Here is a 17,705-nt window from a genome sequence, read left to right as displayed (position 1 = left end):
GGGCTTTTGACGGAGTGCCGTTGCCGCCGTTGTCCGAAAAGGCGGCCGGCAACCAGAGTTCATGCCACGGCATCCCGCCGGCTGCCGCCGGCCCAGCGGAAACAGGAGAAGCACAATGCCCGCACGATTCGACGGCAAGGTCGCGCTCGTCGCCGGTGGCGACGACGCCATCGGCCGGGCCGGCGCGCTCGCCTTCGCCCGCCAGGGCGCGACCGTCGTGGTCGCCGGACCGGACGCCCGGAACCTGGACGCCACGGTCGCCACCATCCGCCGGGCCGGCGGCCGCGCCGAGCGGGTGGTGGCCGATGTGACCCGCGGCGGACCCGAGGCCGCCGAGCGGATGGTCGCGGTCGCGGTGGAGCGCTGCGGCGGACTCGACATCGCCTTCAACAACGTCACCGTCACCGGCCCGGCCCGCCCGGTCGCCGAGACCTGCGAGACCGTCTGGACCGAACTGCTCGCCCACAACCTCACCGGCGTGTGGACGTCCATGAAGCACGAGATCGCCTACATGAAGGAGCACCGCGGCGGGGTCATCGTCAACACCGCCTGCAACCTCCTCAGCAACGGCCTGCGCCCCGGCCTCGGCGCCTACGCCGCCTCCAAGGCCGCCCTGACCACCCTGACCCGCGCGGCCGCCGGCGAGTACATCTCCGAGGGCATCCGCATCAACGCCATCAGCCCCGGCCCGGTCGACGGACCCGTCGCCGGGCCCCGCCCGGCCGGCCCCGGCCACGCCACCGCCGACGAGATCGCCGACTCCGTGGTCTGGCTCTGCTCGGACGAGTCCTCGTACGTCGTCGGCCACGACCTCGTCCTCGACCGGAAGCGAGCCGCCTGATGACCACCGCACCCACCGCCCCCGCCCCCGCGCCCGCCGGGACCACCGCCCCCCTGGAGTGGACCGCCCTCGACCGCCGCGCCGTGGACACCGCCCGCGCGCTCGCCGTCGACGCCGTCGAACGCGCCGGCCACGGCCACCCCGGCACCGCCATGAGCCTGGCCCCGGCCGCCCACCTGCTCTTCCAGCGGCTGCTGCGGCACGACCCCGCCGACCCGCAGTGGGCCGGCCGGGACCGCTTCGTCCTCTCCTGCGGCCACGCCAGCCTCACCCTCTACATCCAGCTCTACCTCTCCGGTTACGGGCTGACGCTGGACGACCTCAAGTCCCTGCGCACCGCGGGCAGTCTGACCCCGCCCACCCCGAATTCGGTCACACCCCGGGCGTGGAGACCACCACCGGGCCGCTCGGCCAGGGCCTGGGCAACGCCGTCGGCATGGCCATGGCCGCCCGCCGCGAACGCGGCCTGTTCGACCCCGACGCCCCCGAGGGCACCAGCCCCTTCGACCACACCATCTGGGCGTTCGTCTCCGACGGCGACCTCGCCGAGGGCCTCAGCCACGAGGCCGGCTCGCTCGCCGGCCACCAGCGCCTCGGCAACCTCGTCGTCCTCTACGACGACAACCGCATCTCCATCGAGGACGACACCCGCATCGCCCAGTCCGAGGACGCCCTCGCCCGGTTCGCCGCCTACGGCTGGCACGTCCAGCACGTCGACTGGACCAGCGGCGACGGCTACTACGAGGACGTGCCCGCCCTCCACCGGGCGCTCGTCGCCGCCCGCGCGGAGACCGGCCGCCCCTCGCTCGTCGCGCTGCGCACCCTCATCGGCTGGCCCTCACCGGGCAAGCAGAACACCGGCAAGATCCACGGCGCCGCACTCGGCGCCGACGAGGCGGCCGCCACCAAGGCCGCCATGGGGCTCGACCCCGCGCGCTCCTTCCACGTCCCCGCCGAGGTGCTCGAACGGACCCGCCAGGCCGGCGTCCGCGGCCGGGCCCTGCGTGCGGAGTGGGAACGGCGCCACCAGGACTGGCGGTCCGCATTCCCCCGGCGGGCCGCCGCTCACGACCGGATCGCCGCCCGCACCCTGCCCGACGGCTGGCGGGCGGCGCTCCCGGAGTTCGCCCCCGGTCAGGAGATGGCCACCCGCAAGGCGTCCGGCGCGGTGCTCGCCGCGCTCGCCGACACCCTGCCGGAGCTGTGGGGCGGCTCGGCCGACCTCGCCGAGTCCAACAACACCACCATGCCCGGCCAACCCTCCTTCGTGCCCGAGGAGTTCGCCACCGACGCGTTCCCCGGCCACCGCTACGGCCGCACCCTGCACTTCGGCATCCGCGAACACGCCATGGGGGCGGTCCTCAACGGCATCGCCCTGCACGGCGGCACCCGCCCCTACGGCGGCACCTTCCTGGTGTTCTCCGACTACATGCGCCCCGCCGTCCGGCTCGCCGCCATGATGGGGCTGCCCGTCACCTACGTCTGGACCCACGACTCCATCGGGCTCGGCGAGGACGGGCCCACCCACCAGCCCGTGGAACACCTCTGGTCGCTGCGCGGCATCCCCGGCCTCGACGTCGTCCGCCCCGCCGACGCCAACGAGACCGCGATCGCCTGGCGCACCGTCCTCACGCACACCGACCGGCCCGCCGGCCTCTGCCTGACCCGGCAGAACCTGCCCGTCCTCGACCGCTCGCCCGGCACCGGCCTGGCCCCGGCCGACGGCGTGGCCCGGGGCGGCTACGTCCTCGCCGAGGCCCGCACCCCCGACGGCACCCCCGCCACCCCGGACGTCGTCCTCATCGGCACCGGCAGCGAGGTGCACATCGCCCTCGAAGCCCAACGGCTGCTGCACGACGAGGGAATCGCCGCCCGCGTGGTCTCCCTGCCCTGCCTGGAGTGGTTCCGCGCGCAGGGCCAGGAGTACCGCGACCAGGTGCTGCCGCCGGACGTCCCGGCCCGGATCTCCGTCGAGGCCGGCTCGGTCCTCGGCTGGCACGCCCTGGTCGGCGACGCCGGAACCGCCCTGGGCCTGGACCAGTTCGGCGCCTCGGCGCCCTACCAGGCGCTGTACGAGCAGTACGGACTGACCGCCACCCGGGTCGCCGCGGCCGCCCGCGCCTCGCTCGCCCGGGTCCGGGACCGCCACCGGGAGCACACCCGATGAAGGTCACCGTCCCCGGCTCCAAGAGCATCACCAACCGGGCCCTGCTGCTGGCCGCGGCCGCCGACGGCCGCTCCACCCTGCACGCCCCGCTGGTCAGCGACGACACGGTGGCCTTCCGCGACGCGCTGACCGGCCTCGGCACCACGATCACGGCCGGGCCCGGCGACGCCACCTGGGAGGTCACCGGCACCGGCCGCGGCCCGGCCGGCGGCCACCGCGTCCGGTGCGCCGACGCCGGCACCGCCGCCCGCTTCCTGCCGCCGTTCGCCGCCACCGGCACCGGCCGTTACGCCTTCGACGGCAGCGCCCAGCTGCGGGCCCGCCCGCTGCGCCCGCTGACCGACGCACTGCGCGCGCTCGGCGCCCGGATCACCACGGCGCCCGGCGGCGGCCTCCCGCTGACCGTGGACGCCGCCGGCCTGGACGGCGGCGAACTGACCCTGGACGGCTCGCTCAGCAGCCAGTACCTCAGCGGCCTGCTGCTCGCCGCGCCGCTGCTGCGCGCCCCGCTGACCCTGCGCACGACCGGGCTGGTCAGCCGGCCCTACCTCGACCTGACGCTGGCCCTGATGCGGCACTTCGGTGTCCCCGCCGAGACCGGCCCGGACGGCGCGCTGACCGTACGCCCCGGCCGCTACCGCGCCACCGACCTGCACATCGAACCGGACGCCTCCACTGCCTCGTACTTCTTCGCGGCGGCCGCCGTCACCGGCAGCCGGATCACCGTCCCCGGCCTCGGCCGGCACAGCCTCCAGGGCGATCTGCGGTTCGTTACGGCGCTGCGCCGCACCGGCGCGGCGGTCGAGATCGGCGCGCACGCCACCACGGTCACCGGCACCGGCCCGCCGCGCGGCGGTTTCGCCCTCGACATGGGCGACATCTCCGACACGTTCATGACGCTGGCCGCGATCGCCCCGCTCGCCGACGCCCCGCTCACCCTGTACGGCATCGGCCACGCCCGGCTCAAGGAGTCCGACCGCATCGACGCGGTCGCCGGCAACCTCCGGGCGCTCGGCATCACCGTCGAGACCGGCCCGGACCGGATCACCGTGCACCCCGGCACCCCGCGCCCGGCCACCGTCGCCTGCCACCGCGACCACCGGATCGCCATGGCCTTCTCCGTGCTGGCCCTGCGCGCCCCCGGCATCACGCTCGACGACCCCGGCTGCGTCAGCAAGACCTTCCCCGGCTTCCACACCGCACTGCGGCGCTGCTTCCCGGCGCACGCACCCGCCGTGTGACCACCGCCGCGGCACTGCAACGCGCGCACAACTACGCAATGAAAGGCATGACATGGCGAAGATACTCATCGCCGGCGGCGGCGTGGGCGGCCTCGCGGCGGCACTGGCCACCGCCCGGCACGGACACCGGGTGACCGTCCTGGAACGCCGGGACTCCTTCACCGAACTCGGCGCCGGCATCCAGCTCGGCCCCAACGCCTTCCACGCCCTGGACCGGCTCGGCGTCGGCGACGCGGTCCGCGAACGGGCCGTCTTCATCGACGCGTTGCGCTTCATGGACGGCACCACCGACCGCGAGGTCCGGTCGATGCCGCTCACCGGCGCCTACCGCACCCGCTTCCGCAACCCCTACGCCGTGGTCCACCGCACCTGCCTGTACGAACCGCTGCTGGCCGCCTGCCGGGCCACCGAGGGCATCGAACTGCGCACCGACAGCCCGGTCGTCCGCTACGAGCAGGACGCCGGCTCGGTCACCGCCGTGCTCGCCGGCGGCGAACGGCTCACCGCAGACGCCCTCATCGGCGCCGACGGGATCCGCTCCACCGTCCGCGGCCAGCTCCTCGGCGACGGCGACCCCCGGGTCTCCGGCCACACCATCTACCGCTCCGTCATTCCCATGGCCAAGGTTCCCGAGGACCTGCGCTGGAACACCGTCACGCTGTGGGCCGGACCCAAGTGGCACTTCGTCCACTACCCCGTCGGCGGCGGTGAGTTCCTCAACCTCGCCGCCACCCGCGACGACGGCGCGACCGAGGCGGTGGCCGGTGTCCCCGCCGACCGCGACCGGGTGCTGGCCGAATTCCCGGACCTCGGCAGCACCGCCCGCCGGCTGCTGGAGCTGGGCGAGAACTGGAAGGCCTGGGTGCTGTGCGACCGCGACCCGGCCGACCGCTGGACCGACGGCCGGGTGGCCCTCCTCGGCGACGCCGCGCACCCGATGCTCCAGTACGCCGCCCAGGGCGCCTGCCAGGCCCTGGAGGACGCGGTGGTCCTCGGCGCACTCCTCGACGGCCCGGCCGCCGACGTCGTCCAGCGCCTGGAGAAGTACCACGCGGTCCGGAACGAACGCACCGCCAGGACCCAGCTGGTGGCCCGGGAGATGGGCCGGCAGCTCTACCACCCGGCCGGCGAGGCCGCCCGCGAGCGCAACGCCATGCTCGCCGCGATGACCGTGGACGACCTGTACGACACCGTCCAATGGCTGCACGGCGAACGGGACTTCGGCGCCGGAGCGGACCGTTGAGCAGGTTGCGCTGGCTGACGGCGGGGGAGTCGCACGGCCCCGCGCTGGTGGCGACGCTGGAGGGCCTTCCGGCGGGCGTACCGATCACCACCGGCGTCGTGGCGGACGCCCTGGCGCGCCGGCGGCTGGGCTACGGCCGCGGCGCGCGCATGGCCTTCGAACGGGACGAGGTCACGTTCCTGGGCGGCGTGCGGCACGGCCGCTCACTGGGCTCGCCGGTGGCGATCATGGTCGGCAACACCGAGTGGCCCAAGTGGGAGCGGGTGATGGCGGCCGACCCGGTGGACGCGGCGGAGCTCGCGTCCCTGGCCCGTAACACCCCGCTGACCCGCCCCCGCCCCGGTCACGCCGACCTCGCCGGCATGCAGAAGTACGGCTTCGACGAGGCCCGCCCGATCCTGGAGCGCGCCTCGGCCCGGGAGACCGCGGCCCGGGTGGCGCTGGGCGCGGTGGCCCGTTCCTTCCTGACGGAGACCGCCGGCATCGAGATCGTCTCGCACGTCGTCGAGCTGGCGGCGGCCAAGGCGCCCCACGGCGTCCGCCCCAGGCCCTCCGACGCGGAGAGGCTGGACGCGGACCCGGTGCGCTGCCTGGACGCGGACGCCTCGAAGGCGATGGTCGCGGAGATCGACCAGGCCCACAGGGACGGCGACACCCTGGGGGGAGTGGTCGAGGTGCTGGCGTACGGGGTGCCGGTGGGCCTGGGCTCGCACGTCCACTGGGACCGCCGTCTGGACGCCCGGCTCGCCGCCGCGCTCATGGGCATCCAGGCGATCAAGGGCGTGGAGGTCGGTGACGGCTTCGACCTGGCGCGGGTGCCGGGTTCGCGGGCGCACGACGAGATCGTGCCCACCGGTCACGGCATCCGCCGCGCCTCGGGCCGCTCCGGTGGCACCGAGGGCGGGCTGTCGACGGGCGAGCCGGTGCGGGTGCGGGCGGCGATGAAGCCGATCGCGACCGTGCCGCGGGCGCTGGCGACGGTGGACCTGCGCACCGGCGAGCCGGCCCGGGCCCACCACCAGCGCTCCGACGTCTGCGCGGTGCCGGCCGCCGGGATCGTCGCCGAGGCCATGGTCGCCCTCGTCCTCGCCGACGCAATAGTGGAGAAATTCGGGGGCGACAGCGTGGCCGAGACCCGCCGCAACGTCCGGGGCTTCCTCGACGGCCTGGCGATCACCTGACCCGTCCACCGAGGTGGCCGGGGCAGCGGTGTCAACCGGCGGGCCGCCCCCTGGGGGTGGCCGTGGGACCGGTCCGGGAAGCGTGCGCGGTGTGGCGTGCGTGACATCACGGCCCGGACCGGGCGGTAGCCGTCCCGGGACGCCGTGCGCGCCGAGTATGGTCGGCCGGCACGGGGTCAGCGGTGGGGCCTTCGCGGCCACGAACGGAACGGAAGTCCATATGTCGACTGTTCAGTCTGAGGTCAGGTCCGGCGCGCAGCAGGCCGGGCCGGCATCCCTGTACGCCGAGCTGGTGCGGCGGAACCCGGGTGAGGCCGAGTTCCACCAGGCGGCCCTGGAGGTGCTGGAGACGCTGTCGCCCGTACTGGCCGCCCGGCCGGAGTTCGCCGAGGCGAAGATCCTGGAGCGGATCTGTGAGCCCGAGCGGCAGATCATGTTCCGGGTGCCCTGGCAGGACGACGCCGGCACGGTCCACGTCAACCGCGGCTTCCGGGTGGAGTTCAACAGCGCCCTCGGCCCCTACAAGGGCGGGCTGCGCTTCCACGCGTCGGTGAACCTCGGGATCGTGAAGTTCCTCGGCTTCGAGCAGATCTTCAAGAACGCCCTGACCGGCCTGAACATCGGCGGCGGCAAGGGCGGCAGCGACTTCGACCCGCACGGGAGGTCGGACGCCGAGGTGATGCGGTTCTGCCAGTCGTTCATGACCGAACTGCACCGCCACCTCGGCGAGCACACCGACGTACCGGCCGGTGACATCGGCGTCGGCGGCCGGGAGATCGGCTACCTCTTCGGCCAGTACCGGCGGATCACCAACCGCTGGGAGGCCGGGTGCTCACCGGCAAGGGCCTGTCCTGGGGCGGTTCCAAGGCCCGTACGGAGGCCACCGGTTACGGCAACGTGCTGTTCACCCAGGAGATGCTCAAGCAGCGCGGTGAGGAGCTGGACGGCCAGCAGGTCGTGGTGTCCGGTTCCGGCAACGTCGCGGTGTACACCATCGAGAAGGCACAGGCGCTGGGCGCCAACGTGGTGACCGCCTCGGACTCCGGCGGCTACGTCGTCGACGAGAAGGGCATCGACCTGGCGCTGCTGCGGCAGATCAAGGAGGTCGAGCGCGGCCGGATCAGCGCGTACGCCGAGCGGCGCGGGGTGTCGGCCCGGTACGTGCCCGGCGGCCGGGTGTGGGACGTCGCCTGTGACGTCGCGCTGCCGTCGGCGACCCAGAACGAGCTGGACGCCGAGGCGGCCCGGATCCTGGTCCGCAACGGCGTCAAGGCGGTGTCCGAGGGCGCGAACATGCCGACCACACCGGACGCGGTGGCGCTCTTCAAGGAGGCCGGGGTGGCCTTCGGTCCCGGCAAGGCCGCCAACGCGGGCGGCGTGGCGACCAGCGCGCTGGAGATGCGGCAGAACTCCGCGCGGGACACCTGGTCCTTCGAGCGGACCGAGGGCGAGCTGGCGGCGATCATGCGCGGCATCCACCGCACCTGCTACGAGACCGCCGAACGGTTCGGGCGGCCCGGCGACTACGTCGCGGGCGCCAACATCGCGGGCTTCGAGCGGGTCGCGGACGCGATGCTCGACCAGGGCCTGATCTGATCGCGGGCGGCGGGGCGCGCGCCGGTGCGGCGGCCGCCCCGCCGCCGCCGGCTCGTAAGGTGGCCGGCATGAACATCTGCGTCTTCTGCTCCGCCGCCGACCTCGACGACCGCTACGTCACCCCGGCCCGCCGGTTCGCCGAGCTGATCGGCAAGGGCGGGCACGCGCTGGTGTGGGGCGGTTCGGACACCGGGCTGATGAAGGTCATGGCCGACGGGGTGCAGGAGGCCGGCGGGAAGCTGATCGGGATCTCCGTGGAGTTCCTGGCGCACAAGGCGCGCGCGGGCGCCGACGAGATGGTCGTCACCAAGGACCTCGCCGAGCGCAAGGCGGAGATGCTGGCCCGCGCCGACGCCATCGTCATCATGGTCGGCGGCACGGGCACCCTCGACGAGGCCACCGAGATCCTGGAGCTGCGCAAGCACGGGCTGCACCACAAGCCCGTCGTGCTGCTGAACACCGCCGGTTTCTACGACGGGTTGCACGAGCAGTTCCGGCGCATGGAGGACGAGGGTTTCCTGCCGCTTCCCCTCACCGACCTGGTGTTCTTCGCGGCGGACGGGGTCGGCGCGCTGGCCTACCTGGAGGAGAAGGCGGGCTACCCGGCCTGAAGCCGCCACCCCGCCGCCCGGTGGGCCGGCTCGTTAGGATCGGGCCCATGGGTACGCACTTGATCACGGGCGCAGGGTCGGGCATCGGAGCGGCGGTCGCACGGCGGCTGGCAGAGCGCGGCGAGGAGCTGTGGCTGCTGGCGCGCAACGCGGTCCGCGCGAAGGAGCTGGCCGCGCAGTTCCCCACGGCCCGGGTGATCGTGGGCGACCTGGCCAACCCGGAGAAGCTGTCCTTCGCGCTCGGCCAGCAGTCACTGCCGGACCGGATCGACTCCCTCCAGCACATCGCGGGCGTCATCGAACTGGGCGCGGTCGGCGACCTGCCGGCCAAGGCGTGGCAGCGGCAGCTCGCCGCCAACCTGGTGGCGCCGGCCGAGCTGACCCGGCTGCTGCTGCCGCTGGTGCGGCTCGCCAAGGGCCATGTGGTCTTCGTCAACTCCGGTGCCGGACTGAACGCGCACGCCAACTGGAGCGCGTACGCGGCGAGCAAGCACGGCCTGAAGGCGCTGGCCGACTCCCTGCGGGCGGAGGAGCACGGCAACGGCGTGCGGGTGACCTCGGTCTACCCGGGGCGCACGGCCACGCCGATGCAGGAGAGCACCCACCAGCAGGAGGGCAAGGCGTACGACCCGTCCCGCTGGATCGACCCGGAGTCGGTGGCCGCGACGATCCTCGCCGCCGTGGACCTGCCGCGGGACGCGGAGATCAACGACGTCACGGTGCGCCCGGGGCGCTGAGGACCGTGGCCCACGGGCCACCCGGAGGACCGCCGCGGCGACGTACGCTGCAAGAGTGACCACTGAAGCGAAGTCGACCGCGGCGGCGGGGTGCGGGTTCCGGGAGATCCGGGGGCTCGTGACCGAACTGAGCCGCCGGCTGGACGCCCATCAGCGCAGCCGGATCGCCGAGCTGGACCTGACGCCGACGCAGGCCAAGGCGCTGGAGGAGCTCGGCGAGCCGAAGACCGCGCGGGAGCTGGCCGGGGTGCTGTGTTGCGAACCGCCCAATGTCACCTATGTCATCTCCAAGCTGGAGAAACAGGGCATGGTGGTGCGGGAGCCGCATCCGCTGGACGGCCGGGCCAAGCAGCTCGTACTGACCGAGGCGGGGCGGGAGTTGCGGCTGGACCTGCTGCGCCGGATGGGCACGGAGTCGCCGCTGGACCACCTCTCCCACGAGGAGCGGGCCGCGTTGCGCGATGACCTGCTGAAGGCCCTGGGGCGGGGCGACTGACACCTGCGCCCGTCCGGCGTCGGCGGTTCCGTATGCCTTTCGTAAAGTTATAGCTGTAATCATTGCGAGGATGACGGTTACAGCTTTAACTGTATTGCATGATCACTGAGAAGGCGACGGCGCGCGGCTCGGCGCGCGAGACGTCCGAGACGCCGGCCGCGCACGTAGCGTCGGCGACGTCGGCGACACCGGCGGCCCGTGGCGGGCTCCAACTCCTCGTCCTGGCGCTCGGGTTCGTGATGGCCAGCCTGGACACCGGCATCATGAACGTCGCGGCGCACGACCTGCGTGCCCGCCTCGGCCTGACCATGGCCGGCCTCACCTGGGTCGTCGACGGCTATGTCCTCGCCTTCGCCGCGCTGCTGCTGCTCGCCGGCTCGCTGGCCAAGCGGTTCGGTGCCCGCCGGATCTACCTCATCGGGCTCGCCGCGTTCACCGCCGCCTCCCTGCTCGGCGCCGTGGCACCGGACGGCACCGTCCTGGTGGCGGCCCGCTTCGCCCAGGGCGTCGGCGCCGCGCTGTTCATGCCCAGCTCGCTGTCGCTGCTGATGAACGCCTTCCCCGAACCGGCCCGCCGGGCCAGGATCCTCGGCGTCTGGTCGGCGATCGTCTCCACCTCGGTGGGGCTCGCCCCGACCATCGGCGGCCTCCTCGTCGGCACCCTGGGCTGGCGCTCCATCTTCCTGGTCAACCTCCCCATCGGCGCCGCGGGACTGCTGCTCACCCGCCGGGTGATCGCGGCGACCCCGGCCCGCGGTTCGGCGCTCGGCGGCACCGGTCACGTCCTCGGGCTGCTCGCCCTCGGATCGCTCAGCTACGCCCTCATCGAAGGGCCGGACCAGGGCTGGTCCGCGCCGCTCGTGCTGGGCGCCTTCGCGGTCACCGTGGCCGCGGTGGCCGGATTCGCCGTCCGGGAGCGGACCGCCCGTACGCCCGTCCTGCCGGTCGCGCTCTTCTCGGACAGCCGGTTCTCCGCGGCCAACGTGGTCGGCTTCCTCTTCAACTTCGCCTTCTACGGCGCCCTGTTCGTCCTCGGACTGTTCCTCCAGACGGCCCGCGGTGCGAGCGCGGTGACCGCCGGCTTCCAGATGCTCCCGGCCGTCCTGATCCTGCCGTTCGGCAACATGCTCTACGCCCGGATCGGGCACCGCCTCGGCAACCGGACCGCGCTCACCGCCTCGCTGGCCCTCTCCGCCGCCGGATATGTCGTGCTTTTCCTGATCGTCCGTCCCGGACTGCCGTACTGGGTCCTCGCGGTGGTGCTCGCCGCCACCAACATCGGCAGCGGGATCAGCTCCCCGGCGCTGACCGGCGTCCTGATGGAGGCCGCCGGCCGGGAGCACGCCGACATCGGCAGCGCCACCCTCAACGCCAACCGCCAGATCGGCTCGCTGGTCGGCATCGCCGGGATGGGCGCGGCGCTCACCGCCGCCGGCGGCGGCTATCCGGGCGCGCAGGCCGTCTTCACCCTCACGGCCGGGGCGCTGGCGGTGGCCGCGGTGACCGGCTGGCTGGGCGTGCGCGGGCGGCGGTGACCGGCCGCACTGCCGCGGCGGGTGCCCGGCGGCGGGCCCGGGGTACGCACCCCGGGCCCGCCGCCGCATACCCTTCCGGGGTGAGCGAGAACAGCACGTACGAGTGGGCGACGGGCGCGGCGACCGGGATCGGGTCGATGCCCGGCGGGGACGCGCGGGAGGCGGCCAAGACCGTCACCGGGTCGCTGGAGACCTTCCCGTATCTGCCGGAGCTCCCGGCGCGGGGTCCCGGCGCCGACATGATCGGACGCACCCTGGGGATGCTCGTCGAGGTCTACGGCCATGTGGAGCCCAGCGGCTGGCGGATCAGCGACCGGCCCGGCCGGGACACCCGGCGGGCGCATTCCTGGCTCGGCGAGGACCTCGACGCCCTGGAGGAGTTCACCCAGGGCTACGAAGGCCCGCTGAAGGTCTCCGCGGTCGGGCCCTGGACGCTCGCCACCGCCCTGGAACTGCGCAACGGCGAGGCCGCCCTCAGCGACCCCGGTGCCTGCCGGGACCTCGCGGCGTCGCTGGCGGAGGGGCTGCGCGGGCATCTCGCGGACGTCCGGCGCCGGATCCCGGGCGCCGAGGTCGTCCTCCAGCTCGACGAGCCGTCGCTGACCGCGGTGCTCCAGGGGCGGGTGAAGACGGCGAGCGGGTACCGGACGCACCGGGCCGTGGACCGGGCGGTGGTCGAGGGCGCGCTGCGCGATCTCGTGGCAGTGGCGCAGGGCGGACCGGTGGTCGTCCACTCGTGCGCGCCCGGGGTGCCGTTCGGACTGCTGCGGCGGGCCGGCGTCACGGGCATCTCGTTCGATTTCGCACTGCTCACCGAGCGTGAGGAGGAGGCGATCGGAGAGGCGGTCGAGGGCGGTACGGCGCTGTTCGCGGGCGTGGTGCCGGGCGTGGACGGTCGATTGTCAGACCCTGCCGGTAGCGTCATGGGTGTCAGGACGCTCTGGCGCAGGTTGGGGCTGGCACCGGGGACTCTCAGCGGGTCCGTGGTCGTCACCCCGTCGTGCGGGCTCGCGGGCGCTTCGCCCGCTTATGCCCGTTCGGTGCTCGCCCATTGCGTCCGGGCGGCGAGGTCGCTCGCAGACAACCCTGAGTGACCGCACTCAAGGACCACGGGAGGACAAGACGGTGGCTGGCGAACAGCACGCAGCGCAATCCAAGGTGCCCGCAGCGGCGCGGGAGAAGCACGCGCAGCTCGCTGAGCAGATCGAGGAGCACCGCTTCCGCTACTACGTGAAGGACGCTCCGGTCATCAGCGACGCCGAGTTCGACCGGCTGCTGCGCTCCCTGGAGGCCCTGGAGAACGATCACCCCGAGCTGCGCACCCCGGATTCCCCGACCCAGAAGGTCGCCGGTGCGTACGCGACGGAATTCACCGAGGTCGAGCACCGCGAGCGGATGCTCTCGCTGGACAACGCCTTCGACCAGGAGGAGTTGGCGGCCTGGGCGGAGCGGCTCGCCGGCGAGCTGGGCGGCGCCCCCAAGGGTGCGGGCTACCACTTCCTGTGCGAGCTCAAGGTCGACGGCCTCGCCGTCAACCTCACCTACGAGCACGGCCGGCTGACCCGCGCCGCCACCCGTGGCGACGGCCGCACCGGCGAGGACATCACCCCCAATGTCCGGACGATCGCCGACATTCCCAACCGCCTGACGGGCGACCGGATTCCGGCCCTGGTCGAGGTGCGCGGCGAGGTCTACTTCCCCCTGGAGAAGTTCCTCCAGCTCAACGAGCGCCTGGTGGCCGACGGCAAGCCGCCGTTCGCCAACCCCCGCAACGCCGCGGCCGGTTCGCTGCGCCAGAAGGACCCCAAGATCACGGCCAGCCGCCCGCTCCACATGGTCGTCCACGGCCTCGGCGCCCGCGACGGCCTGGAGATCGACCGGCTCTCGGAGGCGTACGGCCTGCTCAAGGAGTGGGGCCTGCCGACGGCCACGCACAACAGGGTCGTCGACTCCCTCGACGCGGTGCGGGAGTTCATCGCCCACTACGGCGATCCCGAGACCCGCCGCACGGCCGTGGAGCACGAGATCGACGGCGTGGTCGTCAAGCTGGACGAGATCCGGCTCCAGGGGCGGCTGGGCTCGACCTCGCGCGCCCCGCGCTGGGCGATCGCCTGGAAGTACCCCCCGGAGGAGGTCAACACCAAGCTGGTGGACATCCGGGTCGGCGTCGGCCGCACCGGCCGGGTCACGCCGTACGCGGTCGTCGAGCCGGTCACGGTCGCCGGGTCCGAGGTGGAGTTCGCGACCCTGCACAACCAGGACGTGGTCAAGGCCAAGGGGGTGCTGATCGGGGACACCGTCGTGATCCGCAAGGCCGGCGACGTCATCCCCGAGATCCTCGGCCCGGTGGTCGATCTGCGGGACGGCGGCGAGCGGGAGTTCGTGATGCCGGCCGAGTGCCCCGAGTGCGGCACGGCCCTGCAGCCCGCCAAGGAAGGGGACATCGACCTCCGCTGCCCCAACACCCGCTCCTGCCCCGCGCAGATCCGTGAGCGGCTGTTCTATCTCGCCGGCCGCAAATGCCTGGACATCGAGAATTTCGGATATGTCGCCGCCACGGCCCTCAGTCAGCCGCTGGAGCCGGCCGAGGCGCCGCTGAAGGACGAGGGTGATCTGTTCGGGCTCTCCGTCGAGCAGCTGCTGCCCATCAAGTCGTACGTCCTCGCCCCCGATTCCGGGCTGCCCAAGCGGGACCCGAAGACCGGCGAGGAGAAGGTCGTCACGTTCTTCGCCAACCAGAAGGGCGAGCCGAAGAAGAACACCCTCGCGATGCTGGAGAACATCCAGGCCGCCAAGGAGCGCCCGCTGGCCCGCATCCTGACCGGTCTGTCGATCCGGCACGTGGGCCCGGTGGCGGCCGAGGCGCTGGCCCGCGAGTTCCGCTCGATCGACCGCATCCGGGACGCGGAAGAGGCCGAACTGGCCGCCGTGGACGGCGTCGGGCCCACCATCGCCGCGTCGTTGAAGCAGTGGTTCGCCGAGGACTGGCACCGCGAGATCATCGAGAAGTGGCGGGCCGCCGGCGTCCGAATGGAGGAGGAGCAAACGGGTGACGAGGGCCCACGCCCCCTCGAAGGCGTCACCGTCGTCGTAACGGGCACACTTCAGTCACACACAAGAGATGGCGCGAAAGAGGCCCTCCAGAACCTCGGAGCGAAGGTGACCGGTTCCGTTTCGAAGAAGACCGGTTTCGTGGTGGTGGGCGACAACCCCGGTTCGAAGTACGACAAGGCGATGCAGTTGAAGGTCCCGGTCCTGGACGATGACGGCTTCGCGGTGCTGCTGGAACAGGGTCCCGAAGCGGCACGAGCGGTAGCTGTCACTCCGCCTGAGGAGGAGTGAGGTGTCACCCCATCGGCGCATACCAGATTGATCCAGGATGCCGGGTCGCATTCGGGCAACCGTCGCCGATCGCTGCCCGCGGCGGCCTTCCGCGGCCTACTGTTGAGGAGTGCGCCTGCCGTGGCGCGGGCACAGCCGGCTGTGAGAGGGATCGGAATGAAACCGACCGACAGCGCCGCTCCGGCGTCGCGGCTCCGGCAGCTCGTCGTGCCCGCGTTGCCCGCGGCCATCGTCACCGTGGCGAGCCTCGCGCTCGCCACGGGCGTGTTCCGGACTCTGGGCGTAGGTGACGCGCTGTTCCCCGGAGGCTCGGTGGGATGGTCGCTGGCGATCCTGACCGGCGTCATCGTCGGCCATCTGGTCGCCCTCGGCCGCGACCGCTGGTGGGGCGGCACGGGCTCCGGCGCGGCGCTCGCCCTCGCCGTCCTGCTGCTGTACGGCTGGGTCCCGGCCACCCTCGTCAGCCTCTCCGTCGTCGTGCTGGTCGGCGCCGCCCGCCGGAACCGCTGGCGGCAGGCCGTGGTGCACGGCGCCGTCGACGTTCTCGGCATCGGCGCCGCGGCGCTCGGCCTGGCCGCGTTCGGCGTGGTCTCCACCGTCCGCCAGCCGTGGACCCCGCTCGCCTGGGACCTCTCCGTCCTCCCCGAGGTCGTCGTCACCGCGGGCGGCTACCTCTTCGTCAGCCGCGGCCTGCTGTGGCTCAGCCTCACCCCGCGCAGCGGCCAGCTCCCCGCCATTCCGCGCACCGCGGTCGTCCGCCAGGCCCTGGTCGGCATCGCGCTGCTCGGCATCGCCCCGCTGATCGCCGTCTGCGCGGTCAACGCCCCGCTGCTGCTGCCGCTGTTCGCGGTCCCGCTGATCGCGCTGGACTCCACCCTCTGGATAGCCCGGGCCCGCGCCGAGGAGCAGCTGCGCGACCCGCTCACCGGCCTGCCCAACCGCCAGTGGCTGCTGGAGCGCACCTGGACCGCGCTGGACGAGGCCGAGCGGATCGGCGCCCGCTCGGCCCTGGTCCTCATCGACCTGGACCGCTTCCGTTCCGTCAACGACACCCTCGGCCACCTCGCCGGCGACCGCCTGCTGCTGCAGATCGCCGACCGGCTGCGGCACGCCCTGCCGCGCGGCGCCGAGGCGGCCCGGCTCGGCGGTGACGAGTTCGCCGTCCTGCTGCCCACCACCGACTCCCTCACCAGCTCCCAGCGGGTGGCCCGCAATCTGGTCGCCGCCCTCAGTTCGCCGCTCGACCTCGACGGACTGACCCTCGTGCTCGAAGCCAGCGCGGGGGTCGCCGTCTTTCCCGACCACGCCCTGGACGCCGAAGGGCTGCTGCGCCGCGCCGACGTGGCGATGTACCAGGCCAAGCGGGACCGCAGCGGCGTCGAGCTCTACGAGGCCAAGCGCGACGGCAACACCCCCGACCGGCTCGGCCTGCTGGGCGATCTGCGGCGCGCCCTGGACGCCGGCGACGTCGAGCTGCACTACCAGCCCAAGGTGGGATTCGACGGACATGTCGCCGGACTGGAGGCGCTGGTCCGCTGGGTGCACCCCGACCGCGGCCGGGTGCCGCCCGACGAGTTCATCGCGATCGCCGAGTCCTCCGGCCTGATGCCCCGGCTCACCGAATACGTGCTGGAGACGGCGCTCGCCCAGGTGGCGCGCTGGCGCGCGATGGGCCTGGAGGTCCCGGTCGCGGTCAACGTCTCCCCCCGCGACGTGCACTCCCCGGGCTTCGCCGGCGCCGTCGCGGCCCGGCTCGCCCGACATCGGGTCCCACCGGGCGCCCTCCAACTGGAGATAACCGAGCACGTCCTGCTGGAGGATCCACAGCGGGCCGCCGACACGCTCGCCGGGCTCACCGCCCACGGCGTGAAGATGTCGCTGGACGACTTCGGCACCGGCTACTCCTCCCTCGTCCACCTCCGCCGCCTCCCGGTCAGCGAGCTGAAGATCGACCGCTCGTTCGTGGCCCGGCTGGCCGTCGACACGGAGGACGCCGAGATCGTCCGCTGCACCCTCGACCTGGCCCATTCGCTCGGCCTGCTGGTCGTCGCCGAGGGCGTGGAGGACGACGAGACCTGGGAACGGCTGCGCGACCTCGGCTGCGACGCCGTCCAGGGCTGGCTGGTGGCGGCCGCGATGCCGCCCGACGAGACCACGGCCTGGCTGAGGGCCCGCGGTGAGCACGGCTGGCACCGCGAATCGGAGACGGCCGCCCTGGCGGCGGAGAAGGCCGCCGAGCGCCCTTCGGGACAGGTCCTGAACTGACCCGGCCACCGGCCGTCCCATGTCCCCGCTCCGAAACCGGCGAAGCCGAGAACGAAGCCGAAGCCGAGAACGCCGGCGAAGCCGAAGCCGGCAACGAAGCCGAAGCCGGCAACGAAGCCGAAGCCGGCAGCCAAGCCGACGCCGACCCTGACAGCGAAGCCGAAGCCGAAGCCGAACCCGACAGCGCAGCCGAGAACGAGAGCCCACCGGAAGCCGAGAGCCCACCCGGACCCGCGGAAAGCGGCGAACCGGAAGCCGACGGCGACCCGTCCGACGGGCCCGATCAGGCCCCCGGGCCCCGCTGACCGGGGCGCGCCCGCCCGCACGGGCCGCGCCCCGGCGAAACGGTTTCGCGGCCGCTGACCCGTACGCCATAGGATTGGGCCGGAAAAGTTCACCGGAGTGCTCGCCGAGATCACTCCACCTGGAACACTCCGCCCAGAACACTCC

At 73.2% G+C, this 17,705-nt stretch carries 11 protein-coding genes and 2 pseudogenes; all 13 read left to right on the top strand.

Going from position 1 to position 17,705, the window contains the following annotated elements:
- The first annotated feature begins 115 nt into the window (after nucleotides 1-115).
- The 13 genes and pseudogenes from OJ254_RS01935 (at nucleotide 116) to OJ254_RS01875 (ending at nucleotide 17,255) form a co-directional block, all read left to right on the top strand.
- A complete protein-coding gene (locus OJ254_RS01935) occupies nucleotides 116-841 on the top strand; it encodes an SDR family NAD(P)-dependent oxidoreductase (protein WP_265360984.1) in 726 nt (241 codons plus the stop codon).
- Nucleotides 841-3,008, top strand: a pseudogene (gene tkt / locus OJ254_RS01930) (transketolase). Before OJ254_RS01935 ends, tkt begins: the two are co-directional and overlap by 1 nt.
- Nucleotides 3,005-4,249 carry a 3-phosphoshikimate 1-carboxyvinyltransferase gene (aroA, locus tag OJ254_RS01925; RefSeq protein WP_265360983.1) on the top strand — a complete coding sequence of 415 codons (1,245 nt, stop codon included), beginning with the start codon at nucleotides 3,005-3,007 and terminating at the stop codon, nucleotides 4,247-4,249. The pseudogene tkt and the gene aroA overlap by 4 nt, the downstream one beginning before the upstream one ends.
- Nucleotides 4,250-4,301: 52 nt before the next feature.
- Nucleotides 4,302-5,492 (top strand): 3-hydroxybenzoate 6-monooxygenase, encoded by a 1,191-nt coding sequence (locus OJ254_RS01920; RefSeq protein ID WP_265360982.1) that lies wholly within the window; start codon nucleotides 4,302-4,304, stop codon nucleotides 5,490-5,492.
- Nucleotides 5,489-6,673, top strand: a complete 1,185-nt coding sequence (gene aroC / locus OJ254_RS01915) for a chorismate synthase (protein WP_265360981.1) — start codon at nucleotides 5,489-5,491, stop codon at nucleotides 6,671-6,673. The genes OJ254_RS01920 and aroC overlap by 4 nt, the downstream gene beginning before the upstream one ends.
- A 220-nt stretch (nucleotides 6,674-6,893) precedes the next feature.
- Nucleotides 6,894-8,269 (top strand): annotated as a pseudogene (gene gdhA / locus OJ254_RS01910) (NADP-specific glutamate dehydrogenase).
- 68 nt (nucleotides 8,270-8,337) lie between these two features.
- Nucleotides 8,338-8,880 carry an LOG family protein gene (locus tag OJ254_RS01905; RefSeq protein WP_265360980.1) on the top strand — a complete coding sequence of 181 codons (543 nt, stop codon included), beginning with the start codon at nucleotides 8,338-8,340 and terminating at the stop codon, nucleotides 8,878-8,880.
- Nucleotides 8,881-8,927: 47 nt separating this feature from the next.
- Nucleotides 8,928-9,617, top strand: coding sequence for an SDR family oxidoreductase (locus OJ254_RS01900; protein WP_265360979.1), 690 nt, complete (start codon nucleotides 8,928-8,930; stop codon nucleotides 9,615-9,617).
- 118 nt (nucleotides 9,618-9,735) lie between these two features.
- The gene (locus OJ254_RS01895; protein ID WP_265365010.1) at nucleotides 9,736-10,113 is read left to right on the top strand and encodes a MarR family winged helix-turn-helix transcriptional regulator; all 378 of its coding nucleotides are present in this window, start codon (nucleotides 9,736-9,738) and stop codon (nucleotides 10,111-10,113) included.
- 98 nt (nucleotides 10,114-10,211) lie between these two features.
- Entirely contained in the window at nucleotides 10,212-11,648 is a 1,437-nt protein-coding gene (locus tag OJ254_RS01890; RefSeq protein ID WP_265360978.1) for an MFS transporter, read from the top strand.
- A 137-nt stretch (nucleotides 11,649-11,785) separates the two neighbouring features.
- Complete coding sequence (locus OJ254_RS01885; protein WP_423835993.1) at nucleotides 11,786-12,742, top strand: methionine synthase; 957 nt, start codon at nucleotides 11,786-11,788, stop codon at nucleotides 12,740-12,742.
- 31 nt (nucleotides 12,743-12,773) lie between these two features.
- Complete coding sequence (ligA, locus tag OJ254_RS01880) at nucleotides 12,774-14,990, top strand: NAD-dependent DNA ligase LigA (protein ID WP_265360976.1); 2,217 nt, start codon at nucleotides 12,774-12,776, stop codon at nucleotides 14,988-14,990.
- Nucleotides 14,991-15,146: 156 nt separating this feature from the next.
- Nucleotides 15,147-17,255, top strand: a complete 2,109-nt coding sequence (locus tag OJ254_RS01875; RefSeq protein WP_261955533.1) for a putative bifunctional diguanylate cyclase/phosphodiesterase — start codon at nucleotides 15,147-15,149, stop codon at nucleotides 17,253-17,255.
- The last annotated feature ends 450 nt before the right edge of the window (nucleotides 17,256-17,705 follow it).

It is taken from the genome of Streptomyces endophytica, assembly GCF_026153355.1.
GTDB lineage: Bacteria > Actinomycetota > Actinomycetes > Streptomycetales > Streptomycetaceae > Streptomyces > Streptomyces endophytica.
The sequence above is the reverse complement of the archived record's forward strand: the minus strand, read 5'-3'. Positions and strand labels throughout refer to the sequence as shown.